At 58.5% G+C, this 20279-nt stretch carries 17 protein-coding genes and 2 pseudogenes; 4 read left to right on the forward strand and 15 right to left on the reverse strand.

The window, feature by feature from the left end; all coding sequences use genetic code 11:
- Positions 1-349: 349 nt before the first annotated feature.
- From BLIJ_RS12165 to BLIJ_RS12205, 10 genes are all read right to left on the reverse strand, one after another.
- Positions 350-1948, reverse strand: coding sequence for an ABC transporter substrate-binding protein (locus BLIJ_RS12165; RefSeq protein WP_012578577.1), 1599 nt, complete (start codon positions 1946-1948; stop codon positions 350-352).
- A 153-nt stretch (positions 1949-2101) separates the two neighbouring features.
- Positions 2102-2224, reverse strand: coding sequence for a hypothetical protein (locus BLIJ_RS15225; RefSeq protein ID WP_012578578.1), 123 nt, complete (start codon positions 2222-2224; stop codon positions 2102-2104).
- 176 nt (positions 2225-2400) lie between these two features.
- Entirely contained in the window at positions 2401-3996 is a 1596-nt protein-coding gene (locus BLIJ_RS12170; RefSeq protein WP_012578579.1) for an ABC transporter substrate-binding protein, read from the reverse strand.
- A gap of 155 nt (positions 3997-4151) precedes the next feature.
- Entirely contained in the window at positions 4152-6107 is a 1956-nt protein-coding gene (locus BLIJ_RS12175; protein ID WP_012578580.1) for a beta-N-acetylhexosaminidase, read from the reverse strand.
- A 96-nt stretch (positions 6108-6203) separates the two neighbouring features.
- Positions 6204-6929, reverse strand: a complete 726-nt coding sequence (locus BLIJ_RS12180; protein WP_014485191.1) for an HAD family hydrolase — start codon at positions 6927-6929, stop codon at positions 6204-6206.
- 48 nt (positions 6930-6977) lie between these two features.
- Positions 6978-8270 (reverse strand): ABC transporter substrate-binding protein, encoded by a 1293-nt coding sequence (locus BLIJ_RS12185; RefSeq protein WP_012578582.1) that lies wholly within the window; start codon positions 8268-8270, stop codon positions 6978-6980.
- A gap of 129 nt (positions 8271-8399) precedes the next feature.
- Positions 8400-9719: an MBL fold metallo-hydrolase gene (locus BLIJ_RS12190; protein WP_012578583.1), complete on the reverse strand. Its 1320-nt coding sequence runs from the start codon at positions 9717-9719 to the stop codon at positions 8400-8402.
- Entirely contained in the window at positions 9703-10521 is an 819-nt protein-coding gene (locus BLIJ_RS12195; RefSeq protein WP_012578584.1) for a carbohydrate ABC transporter permease, read from the reverse strand. The genes BLIJ_RS12190 and BLIJ_RS12195 overlap by 17 nt, the downstream gene beginning before the upstream one ends.
- Complete coding sequence (locus tag BLIJ_RS12200; RefSeq protein ID WP_012578585.1) at positions 10518-11465, reverse strand: carbohydrate ABC transporter permease; 948 nt, start codon at positions 11463-11465, stop codon at positions 10518-10520. The genes BLIJ_RS12195 and BLIJ_RS12200 overlap by 4 nt, the downstream gene beginning before the upstream one ends.
- A gap of 1 nt (position 11466) precedes the next feature.
- The gene (locus BLIJ_RS12205; RefSeq protein ID WP_012578586.1) at positions 11467-12585 is read right to left on the reverse strand and encodes an ABC transporter ATP-binding protein; all 1119 of its coding nucleotides are present in this window, start codon (positions 12583-12585) and stop codon (positions 11467-11469) included.
- A gap of 239 nt (positions 12586-12824) precedes the next feature.
- Here BLIJ_RS12205 and BLIJ_RS12210 point away from each other — a divergent pair, with 239 nt between their 5' ends.
- The 3 genes from BLIJ_RS12210 (at position 12825) to rlmH (ending at position 14604) form a co-directional block, all read left to right on the forward strand.
- Positions 12825-13346 carry a ClbS/DfsB family four-helix bundle protein gene (locus tag BLIJ_RS12210; protein WP_012578587.1) on the forward strand — a complete coding sequence of 174 codons (522 nt, stop codon included), beginning with the start codon at positions 12825-12827 and terminating at the stop codon, positions 13344-13346.
- A 133-nt stretch (positions 13347-13479) separates the two neighbouring features.
- Positions 13480-14121 (forward strand): uracil phosphoribosyltransferase, encoded by a 642-nt coding sequence (gene upp, locus BLIJ_RS12215; protein WP_012578588.1) that lies wholly within the window; start codon positions 13480-13482, stop codon positions 14119-14121.
- A gap of 3 nt (positions 14122-14124) precedes the next feature.
- Entirely contained in the window at positions 14125-14604 is a 480-nt protein-coding gene (rlmH, locus tag BLIJ_RS12220; protein WP_012578589.1) for a 23S rRNA (pseudouridine(1915)-N(3))-methyltransferase RlmH, read from the forward strand.
- Positions 14605-14799: 195 nt separating this feature from the next.
- Here rlmH and BLIJ_RS12225 read toward each other — a convergent pair.
- Positions 14800-15294, reverse strand: a pseudogene (locus BLIJ_RS12225) (PI-PLC domain-containing protein); the annotation flags it as partial.
- On the opposite strand from BLIJ_RS12225, the pseudogene BLIJ_RS13990 reads away from it, so the two are divergent.
- Positions 15283-15375: pseudogene (locus BLIJ_RS13990) on the forward strand (23S rRNA (pseudouridine(1915)-N(3))-methyltransferase RlmH); the annotation flags it as partial. The pseudogenes BLIJ_RS12225 and BLIJ_RS13990 sit on opposite strands and share 12 nt — an antisense overlap.
- A 106-nt stretch (positions 15376-15481) precedes the next feature.
- Here BLIJ_RS13990 and BLIJ_RS12230 read toward each other — a convergent pair.
- The 4 genes from BLIJ_RS12230 to BLIJ_RS12245 all read right to left on the reverse strand — a co-directional run bounded on the left by BLIJ_RS12230 (position 15482) and on the right by BLIJ_RS12245 (position 20173).
- Entirely contained in the window at positions 15482-16861 is a 1380-nt protein-coding gene (locus tag BLIJ_RS12230) for an ABC transporter substrate-binding protein (protein ID WP_012578590.1), read from the reverse strand.
- A 184-nt stretch (positions 16862-17045) separates the two neighbouring features.
- Entirely contained in the window at positions 17046-17933 is an 888-nt protein-coding gene (locus BLIJ_RS12235) for a carbohydrate ABC transporter permease (RefSeq protein WP_012578591.1), read from the reverse strand.
- Positions 17930-18886: a carbohydrate ABC transporter permease gene (locus BLIJ_RS12240; protein ID WP_012578592.1), complete on the reverse strand. Its 957-nt coding sequence runs from the start codon at positions 18884-18886 to the stop codon at positions 17930-17932. Before BLIJ_RS12240 ends, BLIJ_RS12235 begins: the two co-directional genes overlap by 4 nt.
- Positions 18887-19123: 237 nt before the next feature.
- Positions 19124-20173 carry a glycerophosphodiester phosphodiesterase family protein gene (locus BLIJ_RS12245; protein ID WP_012578593.1) on the reverse strand — a complete coding sequence of 350 codons (1050 nt, stop codon included), beginning with the start codon at positions 20171-20173 and terminating at the stop codon, positions 19124-19126.
- Between the last annotated feature and the right edge of the window lie 106 nt (positions 20174-20279).

Genomic DNA, 20279 nt, shown 5'->3' on the forward strand with positions numbered 1-20279 from the left:
CCGCATCTGCGGGACGGACGCATTCATGATAGGCACGGGAGATGGAGTTCGTCAACATTCTTAACATATATGTGAGTCGCGCCACACATAGTCATTCCCGCCACCATGTAATCCACTAAACAGAACGCAGCATGTCAAAACCCGCTCCCGCAGCTTCGGGAACATGGACTGCTCCAGCACCATGATCTACCTGACCCGCGGCAGACCCGGCCTCAACACCGCATCCGCTCCGCATGAGCGAGCCGCACCCGATCGTTGATCCGAATTCCTCCAGTTCAACGACTCGGGTGCGGCTCACATCTTGGAGTCGCAAGCACTGCCTTGCAACAAGCTTGCGCTCACGAAACCGTCACTTTACGCAAAGGTCGTACCACTTCTGCCAAATCTTGATGTTATCCTGAAGGCCAAGGCTGTCGAGCTGCTTGCAATACGCATCCCACTCCTCGTCAATACCACCCTTGGACATCCAAGTGGCAGTCTTCTGCATGACGGTATTGAAAATCTCAGCATTGCTTGTATTCAACTTTGCCGCATCAGCCGAATCCATATTGACGTAGTCGGGAATATAGTCCTTGACGGGATCGAAGTTGCTGCGCTGCTCCTCGTACACCTTGTTCACTTCAATCAGCTCATCGGCGTGACTATCGCCTTTGATGGTGACTTCATCAGGAATCCAGCCCACCAGCAATTCCGATAGGCCAGGATACTGGTTATCACCGGTCAATTGGCTCAACTTGTCGTTATCCACGGTGTACTCGTGCTCACCGGTCTTGGTCAAGGTCTGCCCAAACGAACCGAGGAACTGCTGCACGGAGTACTTCTCGGAGTAGAGCAGGTTGGCCAGCTTCAGCGCAGCGTCCTTGTTCGCGGCATGCGCGGAAATCGACAGTCCGGCAACAGACAGCTCACTGGAGGAGCCGTCCCACACGGTCTGGTCCGGCGAGACGCCCGGGGCAGACGGCACCGGCATGGCGATGTACTGGTCCTTGAGCTTGCCGAAATTGTCGGATGGAGACCAACCGAACACCACGCCGGTCTTCGCGGTCTGACCATCACTAATTTGGTCCGCGTTGTAGGCGTCATCGTCCTTGGTGGCCCAGTCGGCGGGGATCAGGCCCTCGGAGATGAGCTTGTGGTAGTACTTGATGACCTGCTTGTATTCGTCGGAGGTCATGAAGCTCTTGACCACGCCGTTCTTGGCGTAGAAGCCGGTTTCGGACGCCGCGCTCATATTAAATCCGGTCGAAATACCGGTGGAGTTGAGCAGCAGCATCGGGCTATACCAGGTGTAGTAGCTGCTTTCGAGCTTCTTAATGTTCATCGGGATCTCGTCGGCCTGGCCGTTGCCGTTCGGGTCCTGGGTCTTGAACGCCTTGAGCACGTTCTCCAGCTCGTCCCACGTGGTCGGCACCTGCAGACCCAGCTTGTCGAGCCAGGCCTTGTTGATCAGCATGTGCTGGCCCGTGCCGGAATAGGACTTGCCGCGCCCTGTAGCTATCGAATAAATCTTTCCCTTGGTATCAGCAGAGAATTTTTCAGCTTCCGGCTTCTGCTTAAAGAATGCCTTGACGTTTGGCAGCTTGTCAAGATCCTTGCTCAGATCCTCGAGCATACCGGGATATTGGTAAGCATCAACGGCACCGTATCCATTCAGGTTCACGTCCGCGATATCTCCAGAGGCCAAGGTGGCGTTCTTCTGCTGCCCCCAAGCTTCTCGAGTCACTTCCTGCCACTCGATCTTGCAATCGCAGTCGGCCTCCAGGTCCTTGGCCCACTGCATATCAGCCATCTTTTCCTGATTGGCGTTCTTCTTGACCAGAACCGTCACAATCGGCTTGCCGTCAGCCGTCGTGGTCGGCTTCTTGCTGCCCCCACACGCAGACAGCGACCCCAACAAGGCCACGGCACACACAACGGCACCCGCCTTCACCATAGTTTGTCTTCTCATCGTCTCTCCTTTGACATGATGATATTTGAGAGCATCCGCCGCATCTGCGGGACGGACGCACTCATGATAGGCACGGGAGATGGAGTTCGTCAACATTCTTAACATATATGTGAGTCGCGCCACACATCGCCGCTCCCGCCACCACGTAACCTGTTAAATGGAACGCAGCACGTCCGCCGCGCGCCATACCACACGTTGGATGCGGAACAGCGGGGCGATATCCTTGGCTGCATCGTCAAGCTTGCCCTGCGTGGCGCCGGGCAAGGACTCGGCCACGGTGAAACGGTTCGCGACGGACCCGCGGCAGACCCGGCCTCAACATCGCATCCGCTCCGCATGAGCGAGCCGCACCCGATCGTTGATCCGAATTCCTCCAGTTCAACAATTCGGGTGCGGCTCACATCGCGGAGTCGCAAGCACTGCCTTGCAACAGGTCTGCGCTCACGACACCGTCACTTCGTGTAGGTGTCGTACCACTTCTGCCAGATCTTGATGTTATCCTGAAGGCCAATGCTGTCGAGCTGCTTGCAGTAGGCATCCCATTCCTCGTCGATGCCGCCCTTGGACATCCAAGCAGCAGTCTTCTGCATAACGGTGTTGTTAATCTCCGCATTGCTTGTACTCAACTTCGCGGAATCGGAAGGATCCATATTATCCATATTGACGTAGTCGGGAATATAGTCCTTGACGGGATCGAAGTGGCTGCGCTGCTCCTCGTACACCTTGTTCACCTCAATCAGTTCATCGGCGTGGGTATCACCCTTAATGATGACTTCATTGGGAATCCAACCCACCAGCAATTCCGACAAACCAGGGTAAAGATTATCCTTAGTCAGCTTGTCTAACTTGGCGCTGTCCACAGTATACTTATGCTCACCGGTCTTAGTCAAAGTCTGACCAAACGATCCGAGGAACTGCTGCACGGAGTACTTCTCGGAGTAGAGCAGGTTGGCCAGCTTCAGCGCAGCGTCCTTGTTCGCGGCATGCGCGGAAATGGTCAGCCCAGCAGGAGCCAATTCGCTAGAGGAACCATCCCACACGGTCTCATCCGGGGAAACGCCCGGAGCAGAAGGTGCCGGCATAGCGATGTACTGGTCCTTGAGCTTGCCGAAATTGTCAGTCGGAGACCAACCGAACACCACGCCGGTCTTCGCGATCTGGCCGTCACTAATCTGGTTCGCGTTGTAGGCGTCATCGTCCTTGGTGGCCCAGTCCGCTGGAATCAGCCCCTCGGAGATGAGCTTGTGGTAGTACTTGACGACCTCCTTGTATTCGTCGGAGGTCAGGAAGCTCTTGACCACGCCGTTCTTGACATAATAACCAGAAGTGGATACGCCTTTATTGAAGCCGGTCGGGATGCCGGTGGAATTGAGCAGCAGCATCGGGCTATACCAGGAGAAACCGCTTCCGAGCTTCTGTATGTTCATCGGGATCTCGTCGGCCTGTCCGTTGCCGTTCGGGTCCTGGGTCTTGAACGCCATAAGCACGTTCTCCAGCTCGTCCCACGTGGTCGGCACCTGCAGACCCAGCTTGTCGAGCCAGGCCTTGTTGATCAGCATGTGCTGGCCCGTACCGGAATAAGATTTTCCGCGCGCAGTGGCTATTGCATAGACTCTACCCTTGGAATCAGTCGAGAATTTCTTAGCTTCCGGCTTCTCCTTAAAGAATGCCTTGATATTTGGCAACTTGTCGAGACTCTTGCCTAGATCCTCAAACATTCCCGAATACTGATAGGCGTCAAGGGAATTAAATCCGTTAAGGTTCACGTCCGCGATATCCCCAGAGGCCAAGGTGGCGTTCTTCTGCTGTGACCAAGCTTCTCGAGTCACTTCCTGCCACTCGATCTTGCAATCGCAGTCGGCCTCCAAGTCCTTGGCCCACTGCATATTGGCGATCTTGTCCTGATTGGCGTTCTTCTTGACCAGAACCGTCACAATCGGCTTGCCGTCAGCCGTCGTGGTCGACTTCTTATTGCCACACGCAGACAGCGAACCCAGCAAGGCCACGGCGCATACCGCAGCACCCACCTTCATCGCGACATTCCTCATTGTCTCTCCTTTGAGTCGATGATGACTTCGGTTGCATCCATCACACCTATGAGATGGACGCAACCATGATAGGTACGGGAGCCAGCACTGTCAACAGCCTTAACATATTTGCATCAGGCCCGCTCGCACCGCCGCTCCCGTCACCACGCAACCGGCTAAATGGAACGCAGCACGTCCGCCGCGCGCCATACCACGTGTTGGATGCGGGCCAGTTCCGACTGCCGACTGACCTCATGCCAGAGCCTCGAATACTGTTCGGTCCAGCATTCCAGTTCATCGGCCAGCTTCGCCGCATCGATTCCGGCCTCATCCTGCCGCACCACGCCATGCGCGGCCAACAACGCCAACCCGACACGGTTCAGCAGACGCTGACCGTCGATGGCCAACGACCAGACCGCAGCGGAGGAGGGATCACCGGCCACGCGGAGCAGCTGGGTGATATCCTTGGCTGCATCGTCAAGCTTGCCGTTCAATTCCCGGCCCGCGAGAATGGAGTCACGCAACGTCCGCAGCATCGAAACGCGAGCATCCGCCAACCTTGCCTGACCGGACTGCGGCAAATCATTCCGATACGCTTCCAGACAGCCCATGACCCGCACGATCTCCGTATTGCATCCGCCACGGCCGTCGTCCAGTTCCAGATAGGTGACGAGATCGCTCCACGAGAATCCGCCTTTGGCAGAAGCGCCCCTGAGCGCACCGACCACGCTACCAGTATGGTCGCCGTATTCGATGGTGGATATGCGCGACAGCATATCGACTTCGCTGAGCTCGGCATCCGGATTCCAGGATTGCTGCGCACCGAAGATCATGCCCGGAACCGACATGCGGGGATCGTTGACGTGTCCGAAATCCCCCCAATCAGTGACCAGCATCCCCGAAACATCATGGGCGCGGCCATGGCGCGCCATCCTGGTGATGTTATTCCACGCATCGTCGATCCGCGGAATCAGCGCATTCCAGCACCACACCGCCGGGCACACCATCTGCGTCGCGCCGGCATCGGCGAGAGCTGCCGTTGTGCCATCATCCACGTTGGGCTCATACTGCCAATTCAGCCAGGTGATGTTCTTGGGAAGCGTATCGATGATCTCAGGGTGCTCGAGCGCGACATCGGCCCACACCATGACATCATGCCCACGATCATCAACATGGCGGCACAGTCGCTCGACGAAATCGGCATACATCGCGCCAACGCCACGTTTCGCCGATTCCTGCTTCGACCTCCCCTTGCCGAGATCAAACGTCTCATCGGCGCAGATATTGAACTTCCGCGAACGGAACAACGGCATCAGCTCATCGATCAATGATGTCGAAAACTCATAGGACCGCTCATCGGTGATGTTGAGCGTATGGTGCGTCATTCGCTCGATCAGGCTGAAAGGACGATCCGCGTCCTCCGGAAACTCTCCCAGATCACGTAGTTGCCGCGTCCGCAGCGCGGTGTAATGATGTCCGAACGTCGACACGGAGGGCACGAGCTCTATGCCACGCGCCGCGCAATAGGAATCAAGCTCGAGAATGTCGGACGAAGTCAACGGATCGGCGCCACGCCACACTTCGCTAAGACCATTGAACTGGAACGTATGCTCGATGTACAACTGGAATTGGTTGTACTTGTAGAAGCACAGGCGATCCACCCACGATTTCAGCCAAGCCATAGAGGGCACACGGCCACGAGTCACGTCCAGATAGTAACCGCGGGTCGAGAACGCCGGCCGATCCCTGATGACCATGCACGGTATCGTCAAACCAATCTGGCGAATAATCTGACGCAATGTCTGCACGCCATCGCGAACGCCTTCGAACCCCGAACCAGTGATCACAACGCCGTCCGGCGAGACCTCAAGCACGTACGACCAGTCATCGAGCGAAGGACTGGTCCGCAAAGTCACCTCCCGCTGAACCTCTCCGGAGGCCACCTGCCAGCGGCCTCCGCACACGCGCTTAATGTCGTCGACAAGCTGACGCGCAAACACGGCCTCCGCATCATCCGCACCTCGTTGCTCCACAACCGTTCCCGACAACGGCAACGAGCATGTTCCCACCAGCGGCTCGACATTCGTCGGCTCCGGTATGACATGCCATTCCAATGTTGGTTCCTGCACCATAGCAGCCACATATCCTTTCGACCTCTGCATCGAGATAGAGCCTTCTGGCCCTCAGGACATGATAGCCGTCAACGGGGTCAACGGACACGGTTGCGGTCAGTCCCGGAAAGCGGCCTCGGCCCCACCGGCATCCGCCGTCGCGGCGGCGCATACATCCACAATGTCATCGACCATCTGCCGCAAGGTCGGGGCGGTGATGGTCGCGGGCAAGGATGGATCAGGCTCGTGGATGAACGCGGTAAGCCCACCGGCGGCACGCACCGGAGCGATATCGTTCGTCCAGTAGTCGCCGATACTCATCATGCTCAACTCGCCCGTCCGTCGGCGAACCGCCGACAGCCTTTCGATCACCTTCGGCCATCCGCCTGGCTTGGCGGCACCGGCGATGATGCCATCGAATCCTTCGAGCACGCCCAGACGGTCCAACGTCTCACGCAGCCCGATCATCGGCGAGTTCGTGACCAGCACGCGCCGGCAACCCAGCTCACCCAACCGCTCCAAGAGGGATTCCAATCCCTCGGGCGGGCGCACGTCGAACGTGCCTTCGGCCAACATCCGACGCGAACGCATATACGCATCCTGCGACTGCTCGACGGTCAGACGCCCTGCCGCATGAGCCTGCACGACGTCATAGGCATCCGAATACTTCGGCATATCCGCCGGACATGCCAGAAACCGCTCCAGCTCATCGTTCAACGTGGCCGCATCATCACGATCAAGATGCGCGCACACCGCCTCGGCGTAGGCCTTGACCGGACCATCGCCGAGGCATACCGTGCCGTCGAAATCGAAAGCCACCGCGAATGCCGAATCACCGTTCACAGCTCTACCATCCAATCCTGCATCGCACCATTCGCCGGAATACAGCGGTCACTGTTCCCAATCCGAATCGAACGTCGGCTTGAGCGTGCTCAGCGAAGACTTGACGTCACCCGCACCGGAAAGCACGCTCTCCAAGGACTTCTGCACATCGTCGCTGGCCTGTTGCATGCCGGGCGTCAACGGAATGGTGAACAGGTTCTTGGTGGCATCAGCCAAGATGGGCGCAATGGCACTGCCCGAGTTGGCATACTTGGCATCGGCGATCGCGGACTTACGAACAGGAATGTAACCGGTACCGATCGCCCACTCAATCTGGCTGTCCTTGGACGTCAGGAACTTCTCATACAGATAGGCCGCCGTGCGCTGCTCGGGGCTGGCCGAGGAGAACATGTAGATATCGGTGCCCTGCTGCATCGTGTGCTTCGCCGGATACGGCACCACACCATATTCAAACTTGCCCTCGGCGCCCTTCTTAACGAAGGATTCACCGGCGTTGGACCCAACATACATGGCGACCTTCTGGTTGGAGAACGGACCGGACATGTACTTGTCGGTGCCGGCGATGCGGAAGTAGCCATCCTTGACGCCTTTGTCGTAGTAGTCGAAGGCCTTGGCGGACTTCTCGCCGGTCACATCGAGGCCCTTGCCGAACGTCACCCCCTCGTTCTTCATATAGGTGATGTAGTAGTTCGACAGCGAGTCGAAGCCCGCGCCGGGAATGCCCTTCGCGCTCTCGATTTTCTTGGAGGTTTCGGCGAGCTCGTCATACGTGGTGGGCACCTTGAGTCCCAGCTCGTCGAGCATGGTCTTGTTGTACCACAGCACCTCAGTGGACTTGTTGAACGGCATGCCATACGTCTTGCCGTCGATCTTCACGCCATCGCGCAGGCCGGGCAGCACATCGTCCCAGTTGTCGAATGCAAGATTGCCGTCCTTGGATGCGATGTAGGGGTCAAGGTTGACGACCTGACCATCGGAGATCGCGTCGACCAGCCAGCTCGGGTACGCCTGGGTGATGGTCGGCAAATCCTTCGGGCTCTGCATCGTGGCGGTGAGCTTCTGCTGCAGGTCACTGTAGCTGGACTGGTTCTGCAAAGTCACCTTGATGTTCGGGTTCTGTTTCATGAACGTATCGGTCAGGCTCTGCAGGGTCTTCTCCTGGTTGCCTGTCATGCCGTGCCAGAACGTGATCTCAACGTTTCCTTTGATGTCGGAGACGATCTTGTCGGATTGTCCACCATCGCTCGCCGCGCTGGTCGAGCCGCATCCAGATAAGGCTAGCACGCCAGCCATCAATGCGGTCAGCACCGCTTTCGCACGCATATTACCGTGTAGTGTCATGATTCCATTCCTTTTCTGATTCCATTGGTTTCCGTTTGCTTGTTTCTTTTCCTGTTTTCCGTGGAACAATTCCCCGGAAAAGTCTCGGCAATGACGCAACCGGCAACACGCCGGTTCACGGCTCACAGCTCACAGCTCAACAGTCAACCCCGGTTCGGGCAAGATCATCGCTCCATAATCGTTGCGATACCGTTCGGGATGCTCGCCATGCACCGGGAACAGCAGACGGGGACGCACCGCATCGATGATCTCGAACGCCTTCTCCACCGTGGCGTGTCCGGAGCACGAAATCGTGACGGCTTCGACATCCTGATCGGCGAATCCTTGGAAGAACGGCTTATACGCGGGGTCGTATTCTCCGAGAGGCGCGGCACCCGTGTGCACATACAATCCGTTGCGTCGAAGATCGTGCAGATGTGCGGCTCTCGCACGATCGTCGAGCTGCCACAGATACGCATCCTGATCGGACAGCAGTTCATCGAACGGAATCTCCAGCGTCGAGTCGAGCGACGAATAATCACGATCATCATTCAGACGGTAGTAATGCACGGGGTCACCGGTCACGGAAGTGTAGACGAAAGCCGCGTACGCACTGAGCACGACGGTGCGCGGACTGGACACGATGATGTGCTGGATTCGTTCGATGTTCGTCAGATAGTAGTTGAACGTGATCTGACGATGCGGATTGTCCCGAACGAGCGCCTCGATGCGATCGCACACCTGCTGCTCGGTGGTCTCCGGGCGGTCGACGGGATCACCCGGCTTGCGGAAGGAGATCGACGTGCCTTCCATGATGAGCGCATCGGCACCCGCGTTCGCTTGGAGGAACGCACGGGTGTCATGCTCAAGAAATCCGTGGAAACGAATGTCGCCCGTGTACGCGATGACCGCGTCAGGCGTGACGACGCGCAGACCGGACGCACCGTAGGCATCGTGGTCTACGGGCATGACCGTGACCGAGATGGAACCGACACGCACGACGCCGTTGGGCTCCACGCCGGTAATCGGCCGAGTATGGCCGCAATCCTTGCGATACGGCGGGAAATCGAAATCGTCGTTCACGTTCATGGCTTCGAGCACCCTCTTGGTGTTCTGCGAAGCGTAGACGGGGATGGCGGAATCGATATAGTTGAGCATCTTGGAATGGTCGAGATGCGCATGCGAGACGAAGACCGCACTGTGCGCATACGGGTCCGCAGACCAGTGGTGACCGGGCACGTCTATCGTGCGGTCGAATATCGCCGGCAGATACGGTACGTAGCCTTGCGAGATGAGATCGGCGAGATCTCGGGGCTGCTTGGGAGCGGCAGGGTTATATTCGCAACCGCAGTCGAACACGATGCGGCTATCGCCATAGGACACCTCGATGAGATTGCCTCCGATCGTGCGGATGCCCCGGTAGAACGTGATGCGCGTTTTGTCGCGCAGATCGTTATCCCTTGATGCCATTGCTGGACACTCCTTCGATGATTTGCTTATGGAAGATGAAGTACAGCACCAATATCGGCACAATCGTGGCCGTGCTGGCCGCCATCTGAAGTTGTACCGCCGTGCCGGTCTCAGTAGCGAACGCGCTCAGACCGTTGCTGATCAGACGCATATCCGTGCTGTTGGTGACGAGAATCGGCCAGAGGAACGAATTCCAGCCGCCGATGAACAGCAGCAACGCCATGGTGAACAAAGCGGGCCTGCTCATCGGAATCATCACTTTCCAGATGAATTCGAGATCACCGCACCCGTCGACCTTCGCCGCGTTGTAATATGCCGCCGGTATGGACGACAGGTACTGCTGCAAATAGAAGATGTAGAACACGCTTGCCAAGGAGGGCAAGATCAACGCCCAATACGTATCCAGCAAACCCAGCTGGTTGATCGTGCGATAGTTGGTGAACACAACGACCTCATACGGAACCATGAGCAACGCCATCATGCCCATCATCAACGCCTTCTTGAAACGGAAACGCAACCTCACCAAGGCGAAGGCCGCAAGTACGGTGGTGATGATCGTGCCCAACGTCGACAACCCGGACACCAGTACCGTGTTGAGGAAATAACGGGGGAACGGCGCCTGCCTCATGGCTTCGACGAAATTGTGCCACTGCGGGACGTGAGGCACTATCGTCGGCGGGATGCTCGTGACCTCCTGATAGGTCATCAGGCTGCTGGACAGCATGTACAGGAACGGGAAGAGCGTAAGCGCCGCCATGACGATGACGAACACGTAGACCAGACCCTTACCGAGAAACCTCACTTCGCCAGCCTCCTCAATACGATGCCTTGGATGATGGTGAAAGCCAGAATCACCAGGAACAGCACCACCGCCGCGGCCATGCCCTGCCCATACTTGTTGTCCACGTAGAACTTGTTGAACACGTAGAACACCGCCGTCGTGGCGCTATCGCCGATACCGGCCTTCCCGTTGAACAAGGCGTACACCTCCGTATACACCTTGAAGGAATTGATGAAATCCACGATGGACAGGAACGTCAGAATCGGCACCATCTGCGGCAACGTGATCCGGCGGAACTTCTCCCAGGCCGTGGCGCCGAACATGTCGGCCACCTTGTAATATTCCTTGTCTATGCCGCGCAGGCCCGACAACAGAATGATGATGTTGAACGCCAGGGACGACCATATGCCGAAGATGATGAGCGTGGGCATATTGAACTTCGGATCGTTGAGAAAATCATAGGGTCCAAGGCCGCACAGACCCAACACGTAATTGACAAGACCGTAATCGCCGTTGAACAGATACCGGAACACCATGCCGATGGCGATCACCGAGGTCAGATAGGGGATGAAGAACAGGATTTCGAAGACCCTGCCTCCGCGAAGCTTTCCATTGATGGCCACGGCCACCGCCATCGACAGCACCAGCCCGACCGACACCACGACGAATGCGAACAGCGCCGTATTGGCGATGGCCTTGCGGAATTCGGGATCCGCGAACACGAAAACAAAATTACGCATTCCCACAAACCGTTGACGGGTCAACGTCCCGCCCTGCAGCGACATGATGAAGATACGCACCAGGGGAAGCAGATTGAACACGGTGATCAGCGCCAAGGCCGGGAACAGCAACAGCCACGCATGGGGCTGCCGCTCGGCGGAATATCGACCTGAGCGATGAGATTTCCCTCCCCCGCCCTCATTCAGGGCAGTCACCGCAATCGACTTCTCGCGCCTCTCTTCCATATCAGTACACCCTCGTTCCATCCTCGGAGAACAGATATATATCGTCATACCCGATGGCGAACGCGACCCGTTGCCCTTGGCGGATTCCCGTGCGTGCATCGACCACGCTGCGCGCATGTTGCCCGCCGGCGTCAAAATGCAGGACGGCATAACGGCCGATCATTTCCAAAGACTCGATTTCGGCCTCAAACGCCGGCTTGAATCCATCGGCATGCCCTTTCACGGGCTCCGTCAGGAAATATTCAGGACGAATGCCGACCTTGTAGCGCTCCTCCGTCAGCATTCCGCCCGCGGCGTCGGCGCGGAACCGGGAACCATCAAGATCCGCGAGCGCGATGTCGAAGGCCTTTCCCCGCAGCATGCCGTCAGAACGGTCGAATCTCATGTCGAAGATATTGATGATCGGACTTCCCATGAACTGCGCCACAAACAGGTTGGCCGGGTCGAGATAGAGTTTTTGCGGATTGTCGTACTGCTGCACCACACCCTCGTTCATCAGCACGATGCGATCGGAAATCGACAGCGCCTCCTCCTGATCGTGAGTGACGAAGATCGTGGTGATGCCCGTCCCCTTGACCAGACGGCGAATCTCCTCGCGAATATGCAACCGTAGACGCGCATCCAAATTGCTCAACGGCTCGTCTAGCAGCAGCACCCGGGGAGTCTGCACGAGTGCACGAGCGATGGCCACACGCTGCTGCTGCCCGCCCGACAACGCGGAAGGTTTCTTGTCCGCCAGATTCTCGATGTTCGTCATGTCCATGAACTTGTGGGCGATCTTCGCCGCCTCTTCCCTGCTGCGGCGATGTTCTCCCACACGCAGCGGAAACATGACGTTCTCCAATACCGTCATATGCGGGTAGAGGGCATAATTCTGGAAGACCATCCCGATGTTGCGATTCTTGGGATGCAGTCCGACGACGGATTGGCCGTCGATGGCGATATCGCCGGAAGTGGGATCCAGAAGACCCGCGATGATGTTCAGCGTAGTGCTTTTGCCGCAGCCGCTGGGACCAAGCAGGCAGACCAGTTCTCCGTCTTGAATATCAAGGCTGATATCCTTCAGGGCCTCATATCCGTTCTCATACACCTTCCTGAGATTCTTGATTGAGATTCCCATATCCACCCACTCCCATATTTCGGCGTTTCGGCGGCGATCAGCACCAGCATGACACGAGGAGATACAGCGGGGGGAGAAATTCATCAGGACTATACGCGCACAAGTCAGAGAATTCATCTTGTTCACATGGAGTTCAGACAGACCCGGACACCAGCCCTCCACTGACGTCGCGGCATCCACCGGACTGATACAATGCCCGTATCGTCGCAGCGACGCATTGCGTCAGGATGGAGAGGTGCATGGTGAGAACATACGAGAACGCGCAGGAGCTCAAAAAGGAGATCGGCGCGGCGTTTCGAAAATACATTGCGGAGTTCGACGACATTCCGGAAGCCCTGAAAGACAAGCGCACCGACGAGGTCGAGAGGACCCCGGCGGAAAACCTCGCCTATCAAGTCGGTTGGACCACCCTGCTGCTGCAGTGGGAGGATCGCGAGCGGAAGGGCCTTCCGGTGCGAACGCCGTCGGACGAGTTCAAGTGGAACCAGCTCGGAAAGCTGTACCAGTGGTTCACCGACACCTACGCCCACCTTTCGCTGCGGGAGCTGAAGGGCATGTTGACCGACAACGTCGACGCCATATACGCCATGATCGATGCGATGAGCGAGGATGAGCTGTTCAAGCCGCATATGAGGCAATGGGCCGACGACGCCACCAAAACGGCGGTATGGGAAGTGTACAGGTTCATTCATGTGAACACCGTCGCCCCGTTCGGATCGTTCAGGACGAAAATCCGCAAGTGGAAGCGGATGGCCCTATAGGTTCGGCGCGCCCCGCAACCGGCGCGGCCTACAACCGTCGCGGCCCGCAACCGGCGCGTTTCCTCGGACTCCCCTTCACGCCATCAGTCGCCCCGGTTCGTCAGGCCGGGAATCATGGGCTAGGCTGGGAGTCATGGAACTTCACGTTTTGAATCATCCGCTGGTCGAGCACAAGCTCACCGTGCTGCGCGACAAGAACACCCCCTCCTCCATTTTCCGCGAGCTCGTCTCCGAGCTTGTGATGCTTGAAGCCTACGAGGCCACGCGCAACCTGTCCGTGGTCGCCGCGCCGATCGAGACGCCGGTCGCCCCGATGACCGGCAAGAAACTGGCCGAACCCCGTCCGATCATCGTGCCGGTGCTGCGCGCGGGCCTCGGCATGCTCGACGGCATGACCCGCCTCATGCCCACCGCCGAAGTCGGCTTCCTTGGCATGAAGCGCGACGAGGAGCATCCCACCCAGCAGGTGACGTATGCGAACCGTTTGCCCGAGGATCTGTCCGGCCGCCAGTGCTTCCTGATCGATCCGATGCTCGCCACCGGCGGCACGCTGGTCGCCGCCACGCACTATCTGGCCGAACGCGGCGCCAAGGACGTGACCGCGATCAACATCATCGCGGCGCCTGAAGGCATCAAGTACGTCGAGGAGCACATCGACCCGTCCATCGAATTCAAGGTCGTGGTGTGCGCGGTGGACGAGAAGCTCAACGACAAGTGCTACATCGTGCCGGGTCTGGGCGATGCCGGCGATCGTCTCTACGGCGTCATCGACTGACACATGAACATCGACATCGTCTGCGTCGGCCGGATCAAGGAACGGTATCTGACCGACGCCATCGCCGAATATTCCAAGCGGCTCTCGCGCTACTGCAAGCTCAACATCATCGAGGTGGCGGATGAGAAGACGCCCGAACACGCCTCTGAAGGCGTTGGCCGACAGATCAAGGCCAAAGAAGGCGAACGCATCGCCAAGCATCTGAAGGACGGGGCGTTTGTTATTGCCCTTGCCATCAACGGCAAGCAGCTGTCCAGTGAAGAATTGGCCGCCAAAATCAACGACCTTGGATTGCGTGGTACCAGCCATATTCAGCTGGTCATCGGCGGTTCAATCGGCCTTGACGACGCGATTCTGCGTCGTGCTGATTTTCTGCTGAGCTTCTCGAAGATGACGTTCCCGCATCAGCTCATGCGCGTGATTCTGTTGGAGCAGATCTATCGCGCGTACAAAATCAACGCCCACGAGCCGTATCACAAGTGAAACACCATGCCTCATGGGGCGGGAAATCCCTCATGGGGCGGTAATTGCCCCATGGGGCCGTAAAACCCTCATGGGGCGGTATACCAAAATGGCTTAATTCCGCGGTTTCACATATTCTTCAAACCGCCCCATGGGCAAGTTACCGCCCGATGAGCCTGTAACCGCCCCATGGGCACATCAATAACGCCCTCAACCTCACACTGCGTCGGGGCCGAATGCTTCGAAGATGTGGCGGTCGAAGTAGGGGGCGCACTGGGCGAGTTCATCGCTGCTGCGCACGGTCCATGAAACCGGCATCGCACCCATCGAACGAGCGAGCTTGACTTGCGGTGAAGCGCCACCGGTCCAGTCATAAGCCACGAAATCAGGACGAGACAGCCAGTCGAACGCCAGTAAGCCGGCGACCCATTCAGCCGCACCATTCTTGCTCAGCTTCGCCGGCCAGCTCAGCTGACCACGGCACACCTCAGGGTGATGCTCCTTGTACCAATTCACCGCGCCCGGGTGGAAGGATTCGATCACGTACGGGCCGTCATACGCCTCAAGCAAGGCGTGGCCCTTTTCCATGAGCTCTTCGCTACGCTCATCCCAAGCCTTGTTGTTGCTGAACTTGTATTTCACGATCAGCGGAGCCTGGCCGGCCACCACGTCCAGCACATCGGAGAACAGCGGCACATGCTGGTAGTACCCCATCAGCTCATGCGCGTGATCCTGTTGGAGCAGATCTATCGCGCATACAAGATCAACGCTGGCGAGCCGTATCACAAGTAACAGCGCGCGCCCCAATCATGCGGGGCATGGCAAACGGCCCGCCTCCTCGAAAACCTCCGGGGCGGCGGGCCGTCGTCATTGTCGCGGCATAGGGACCGCGACCACATCACTTCTGGGACAGCGAGTTATTGTAATCGTCCAGATCCGTCTGCAACGCCTTGACCTGATCGCTCAAAGCCTTCTTGGGATCGGTGCCTTCGAAGATCTGTTCGACGGCCTTCTCCACGCCCTTGCGGGCCTGCGGCATCACACCTGCGGAGCATCCCTGGGTGGCGGGAGTGAGCTTGGTGTTCTGCAACTGCTTGACCGCCACATCGAACTGCGGGTACTGCTGACGCCACTGGGCGTCCGCCGGCTCCTCAAGCGCCTTCTTCGAGGTCGGGAAGTAACCGGTGCCGGTGTGCCATTCGGCCTGACGCTTCGGGTCGGAAAGGAACTTGACGAACTGCCAAGCCGCCTGCTGCTCCTCGTCGGAGTGCTTTACGTTGGAAATCCACAGGGAGCCGCCGCCGACGATCGGGCCGGAGTTGTTCTTCTTGATCTTCGGGTAGTTCCCCACACCGACTTCGAAGCCCTTCTGCTTGGCGGCGTCCATCACACCGGCCAGATCGGCGGTGGATTCGATGGTGATGCCGATGTTGCCGGTTTCAAAGGCGTTGATGGCCGCCGTGGTATCGGAACCGGTGTTGCCGGAGACGCCGGAGTCGACCATATCCTTCCACCACTTCATGAACGTGACTGCGGCGTCGTTGTCGAAGTCGAACTTCGACACGCGATCCTTGCCACGGCCGTTGTCGGGACCGCAGTACTGCTCGCCACTGGCGGCGATCTCCTGCTCCAGGTACCAGCCGTAGACGGCGGCGTTGAAGCCGTACTGTGCGGGTCCGCCATTCTTCTCAGAAAGCTTCTCGGCGGCGGCCTTCACTTCATCCAGCGTTTCCGGTGCCTTGTTCGGGTCGAGCCCGGCCTTCTCGAACAACGTCTTGTTGTAGTACAGCACCGGCATGGAGGTGTTGAACGGCATCGAATACAGCTTGCCGTTCACGGTGTAGTACCCGGCCACGTTCGGCTGCAGATCGGAGGTGTCGTACTTGTCTTTATCGATGAAATTCTGCATCGGCGTGACGGTGCCGGAATCCATCATGAAGCGCGAACCGATGTCGTAGATCTGCATCAGCGTCGGCGTGGACTGCGACTGCACGGCCGACTTGTATTTGGTGATCGCTTCATCATACTTGCCTTGGTACAAGCCTTTGACGGTGATCTTGCCCTTGTTCTGCGCGTTGAACTCATTGATCATCTTGTCCAGCACCTGACCGTTCGTGCCGGACATGGAGTGCCAGAAGTTCACGGTCACGGAACCGTCGGACTCTTTGGGCGTAGGGACGTTGGCGTTCGAAGCGGTATCCGATCCGCATGCCGCCAAGGAAACCATGGAACCCACCGCCGCGATGATGGCGATGGCACGGGTGGCAATCTTGTTCATTCTTATTCGTTCTCCTCATAAGCCGCCCGCATGCCGGATACGACACGGCCGACGGACGGTGATTGGTGACAGTCGGCCAGCGAGCGCCGGCCGAGGGATGGTGATTGACGTCGACATTCAGCTCGGCCAATGGTCGGCGACGTCAATGGTTGGTTGTTGTCGGTATTGAGTTATGAATCACAGATCATTTGGTCGAACCAGCAGTCAGACCGCGCACGATCTGACGCTGTCCGAACACGATGATGAACAGCGTGGGGATGACGGCCAGAACGGCGCCGGCCATCACCAGTCCCGGGTTGAAGGCATCGGGCGACTGCAGCTGCGTGATGCCGATCTGGATGGTCTGCATCTGCGGTGTCTCCGTGACCAGCAAGGGCCAGAAGAAGGCGTTCCAGTGAGTCAGGAAGGTGTAGATGGCCAGCGAGGCGATGGCCGGGCGGCTTAGCGGAAGCACTACGGACCATAGCAGGCGCAGGTTCGAGGCACCGTCGATGCGCGCGGCTTCCACCAGCTCCATCGGGAACTGGCGCATGAACGAATGCATCATGAACACGCCGAATCCACTGGCGAGGAATGGAAGCACCAGTGCGAGGAAGGTGTTGCGCAGCCCGAGCGAAGAGATGGTCAGATAGTTCGGGATGATCACGGATTCACCCGGAATCATCATCGTGGACAGGAACAGCACGAACCACACGCGACGGCCCTTGACTTTGAGGATCACCAGCGCATACGCCACCAAAGTGGAGGTGAGCACCTGCGCCACGGTGATCACCAGCGTGGCCCCCAGCGAGTTGACGTATTGGCGCATAAGCGGAATGATCTGCGCCGCGGTGGCGAGATTATTCCAGGTGATGCCATGCACCGGCCAGACGGCGGGCGGATAACTGGCGATGTCCTCCTGCTTCATCAGCGAACCGGCGAACGAGTAGTACACCGGGAAGACCACGAGGAAGGCAAGAAACAGCAGCACCAGCACGCCGAAGATCTTCGAGGCGATGTATTTGGCGCGGGAAAGGCTCAGCGAGCCGGTCGCGCCGCGCGACACGGTACCGGAGGGAACGGAAGCGGTCATTGGTTATCCACCTGCTTTCCAACAGTGAGGAACTGGATCAGGGTGATGACGGCGACCACCACGATCAGCACCAACGCCTCGGCCGAAGCGTAGCCGAAATTGGAGCTGTTGTTGGCGAAACCGTGCATGTAGATGTCGTATACCAGCGTGGTGGTGGAGGCGTTCGGACCACCCTTGGTGAGCACATGAATCTGGCCGAAGCTTTCCAACGACTGGATGGTGTCGGTGATGATCAGGAAGAACAACTGCGGCATGATCAGCGGAATCATGATCGAGGTCTGCAGGCGTAGACCGGAAGCACCGTCCAGACGAGCCGCTTCGACGATCTCCTCCGGAACCGAACCCAGGCCGGCAAGCAGCACCAGCACGTTGTAGCCGATGTTCATCCACACCGTGGTCATGGCGATGGCCGGCATCGCGAATTTCGGGTCGGTGAGCCAACCCACCGGCTGCATGCCGATTTTCTGCAGCGCGGCGTTGAACAGGCCAGTGGCCGGATTGAAGAAGGCGGAGAAGATGATGGACGCGGCCGACACCGAGTAGGCGAACGGCAGCGCGAAAATCGTGCGGAACACACGATTGACGGTGGATTCCTTGTTCAGCATCAACGCAATGACCAGCGACAGCAGAATCGTGGGAATCACCGTGTATACGGCGAACATCAACGTATTGAGCATGATTTTGCCGAATTCGGGATCGCTGAACACGCGCTGGAAATTGCGCAGTCCCACGAACTTGCTCTGTCGGCCGAGAATGTCGGTGCCCGACATGGACAGCACGAACGTGCGAATCAGCGGATACACCATGAATACGAGGAACACGATGGCCGCGGGCGCAAGATACAGCGACGACGTCACGTCGCGCAGGGTGAATCGCGCCTTGGCACGGGAACCTGCGCCATATGACGGCGGGGATTGGCTAGGTTTTTGGATGTGTGCGACTGCCTGAGACATGCAAAGGCCCCTTCCGGTCGAAGACCGTTTATGCATTTTTCCTATGGACGGTTACCTCGTTCAGTGGTACCCCAGCAGTCGACGCCCCTGGATCGATATCACTGAGAATTCAATATGGCTTCATCGCCATTACGTCTGATATTCGCCTCGTTCACCGCCCCGTCATGGCATGCCAATAAACAGGCCGCCCACCACGACAAATGTGGTGGGCGGCCTGTCGGGAACCAGTAAAGCGGTTTACCGTTCGTCGGGCACGAACGCCTCGAAGATATGACGGTCGAAGTAAGCGTCGCATTGGGCGAGTTCGTCACGGCTGCGCACGGTCCACGACACGGCGGTCGCGCCCATCGCGCGCGCGAGCCTGACCTGCGGCGACGAGCCGCCGACCCAGTCGTAGGCCACGAAATCGGGGCGGGACATCCAGTCGAACACGAGCAGGCCGGCGGCCCATTCGGCCACACCGTCCTCCTTGATGGTGGCGGGCCAGCTCAACTGCCCGCGATTCACCTCGGGATGGTTGACCTTGTACCATTCCACGGCACGGGGGTTGAACGATTCGATCACGTACGGGCCTTCGTACTGGGCGAGCAGCGCGGCACCCTTGTCCATCAGTTCGTCGCAGCGTCCGTCCCAATGGGCGTTGTCGTCGAACTTGTATTCCACGATCAGCGGAACGCGGCCATTCACCACCGCAAGCACGTCGGAGAACAGCGGCACATGCTGGTAGTAGCCGTCCGGCGCGGCGGACGGCGTGGTGACCAGCGGCGGCACCTCCTCGGCGCCGGGCAATGGTTCGGCGACGGCATCGCCGGGCCGGGCCGTGGGGAACAACGGGATGCGCGTCAGTTCGCCGTAGGTGAGGTCTTCGATGCGGCGCGGATCGCCGGCCACGCGTTTCAGGTCGGGGTCATGCACGACGACCACCTGGCCGTCGAGCGTCAGCTGCAGATCGAGTTCTATGCCATACCCGGCCTCGCAGGCGGCGGCGAAGGAGGCCAGCGAATTCTCGGGGGCGATCGGGCCGGCTTCGTTGGCGGAACCGTAGCCGGCTTTCTCGGCCATGCGGCGGGCGAGCGCCACATAGTCGCCGGATTCGGCGGCGTACCGATGGGTCAGGCCGGAACCGGCGTCGTGCAGACCACGGTGGGCGTACCACGCATCGGGAACCGAAGGCACGAAGTTGCGGCGCTTGTCGTTGAACGAGCGCGGCGCAAGCGCCCAGGCCGCGGTGCCCGCGGCAACGGTGCCGCCGATGATCACATTTCTGAACAGTTTCGATGAAGACATACGTTCCTCCCGTGTCGGACCAATCATCCACGCTCAGCCTACCGCGGTCCGTCACCTCGGCACGCAAGGTCCCGCCGGCTGACGGCACGTTTTTGCGCGGCCCGGC

It is taken from the genome of Bifidobacterium longum subsp. infantis ATCC 15697 = JCM 1222 = DSM 20088, from assembly GCF_000269965.1.
GTDB classification, from domain to species: domain Bacteria; phylum Actinomycetota; class Actinomycetes; order Actinomycetales; family Bifidobacteriaceae; genus Bifidobacterium; species Bifidobacterium infantis.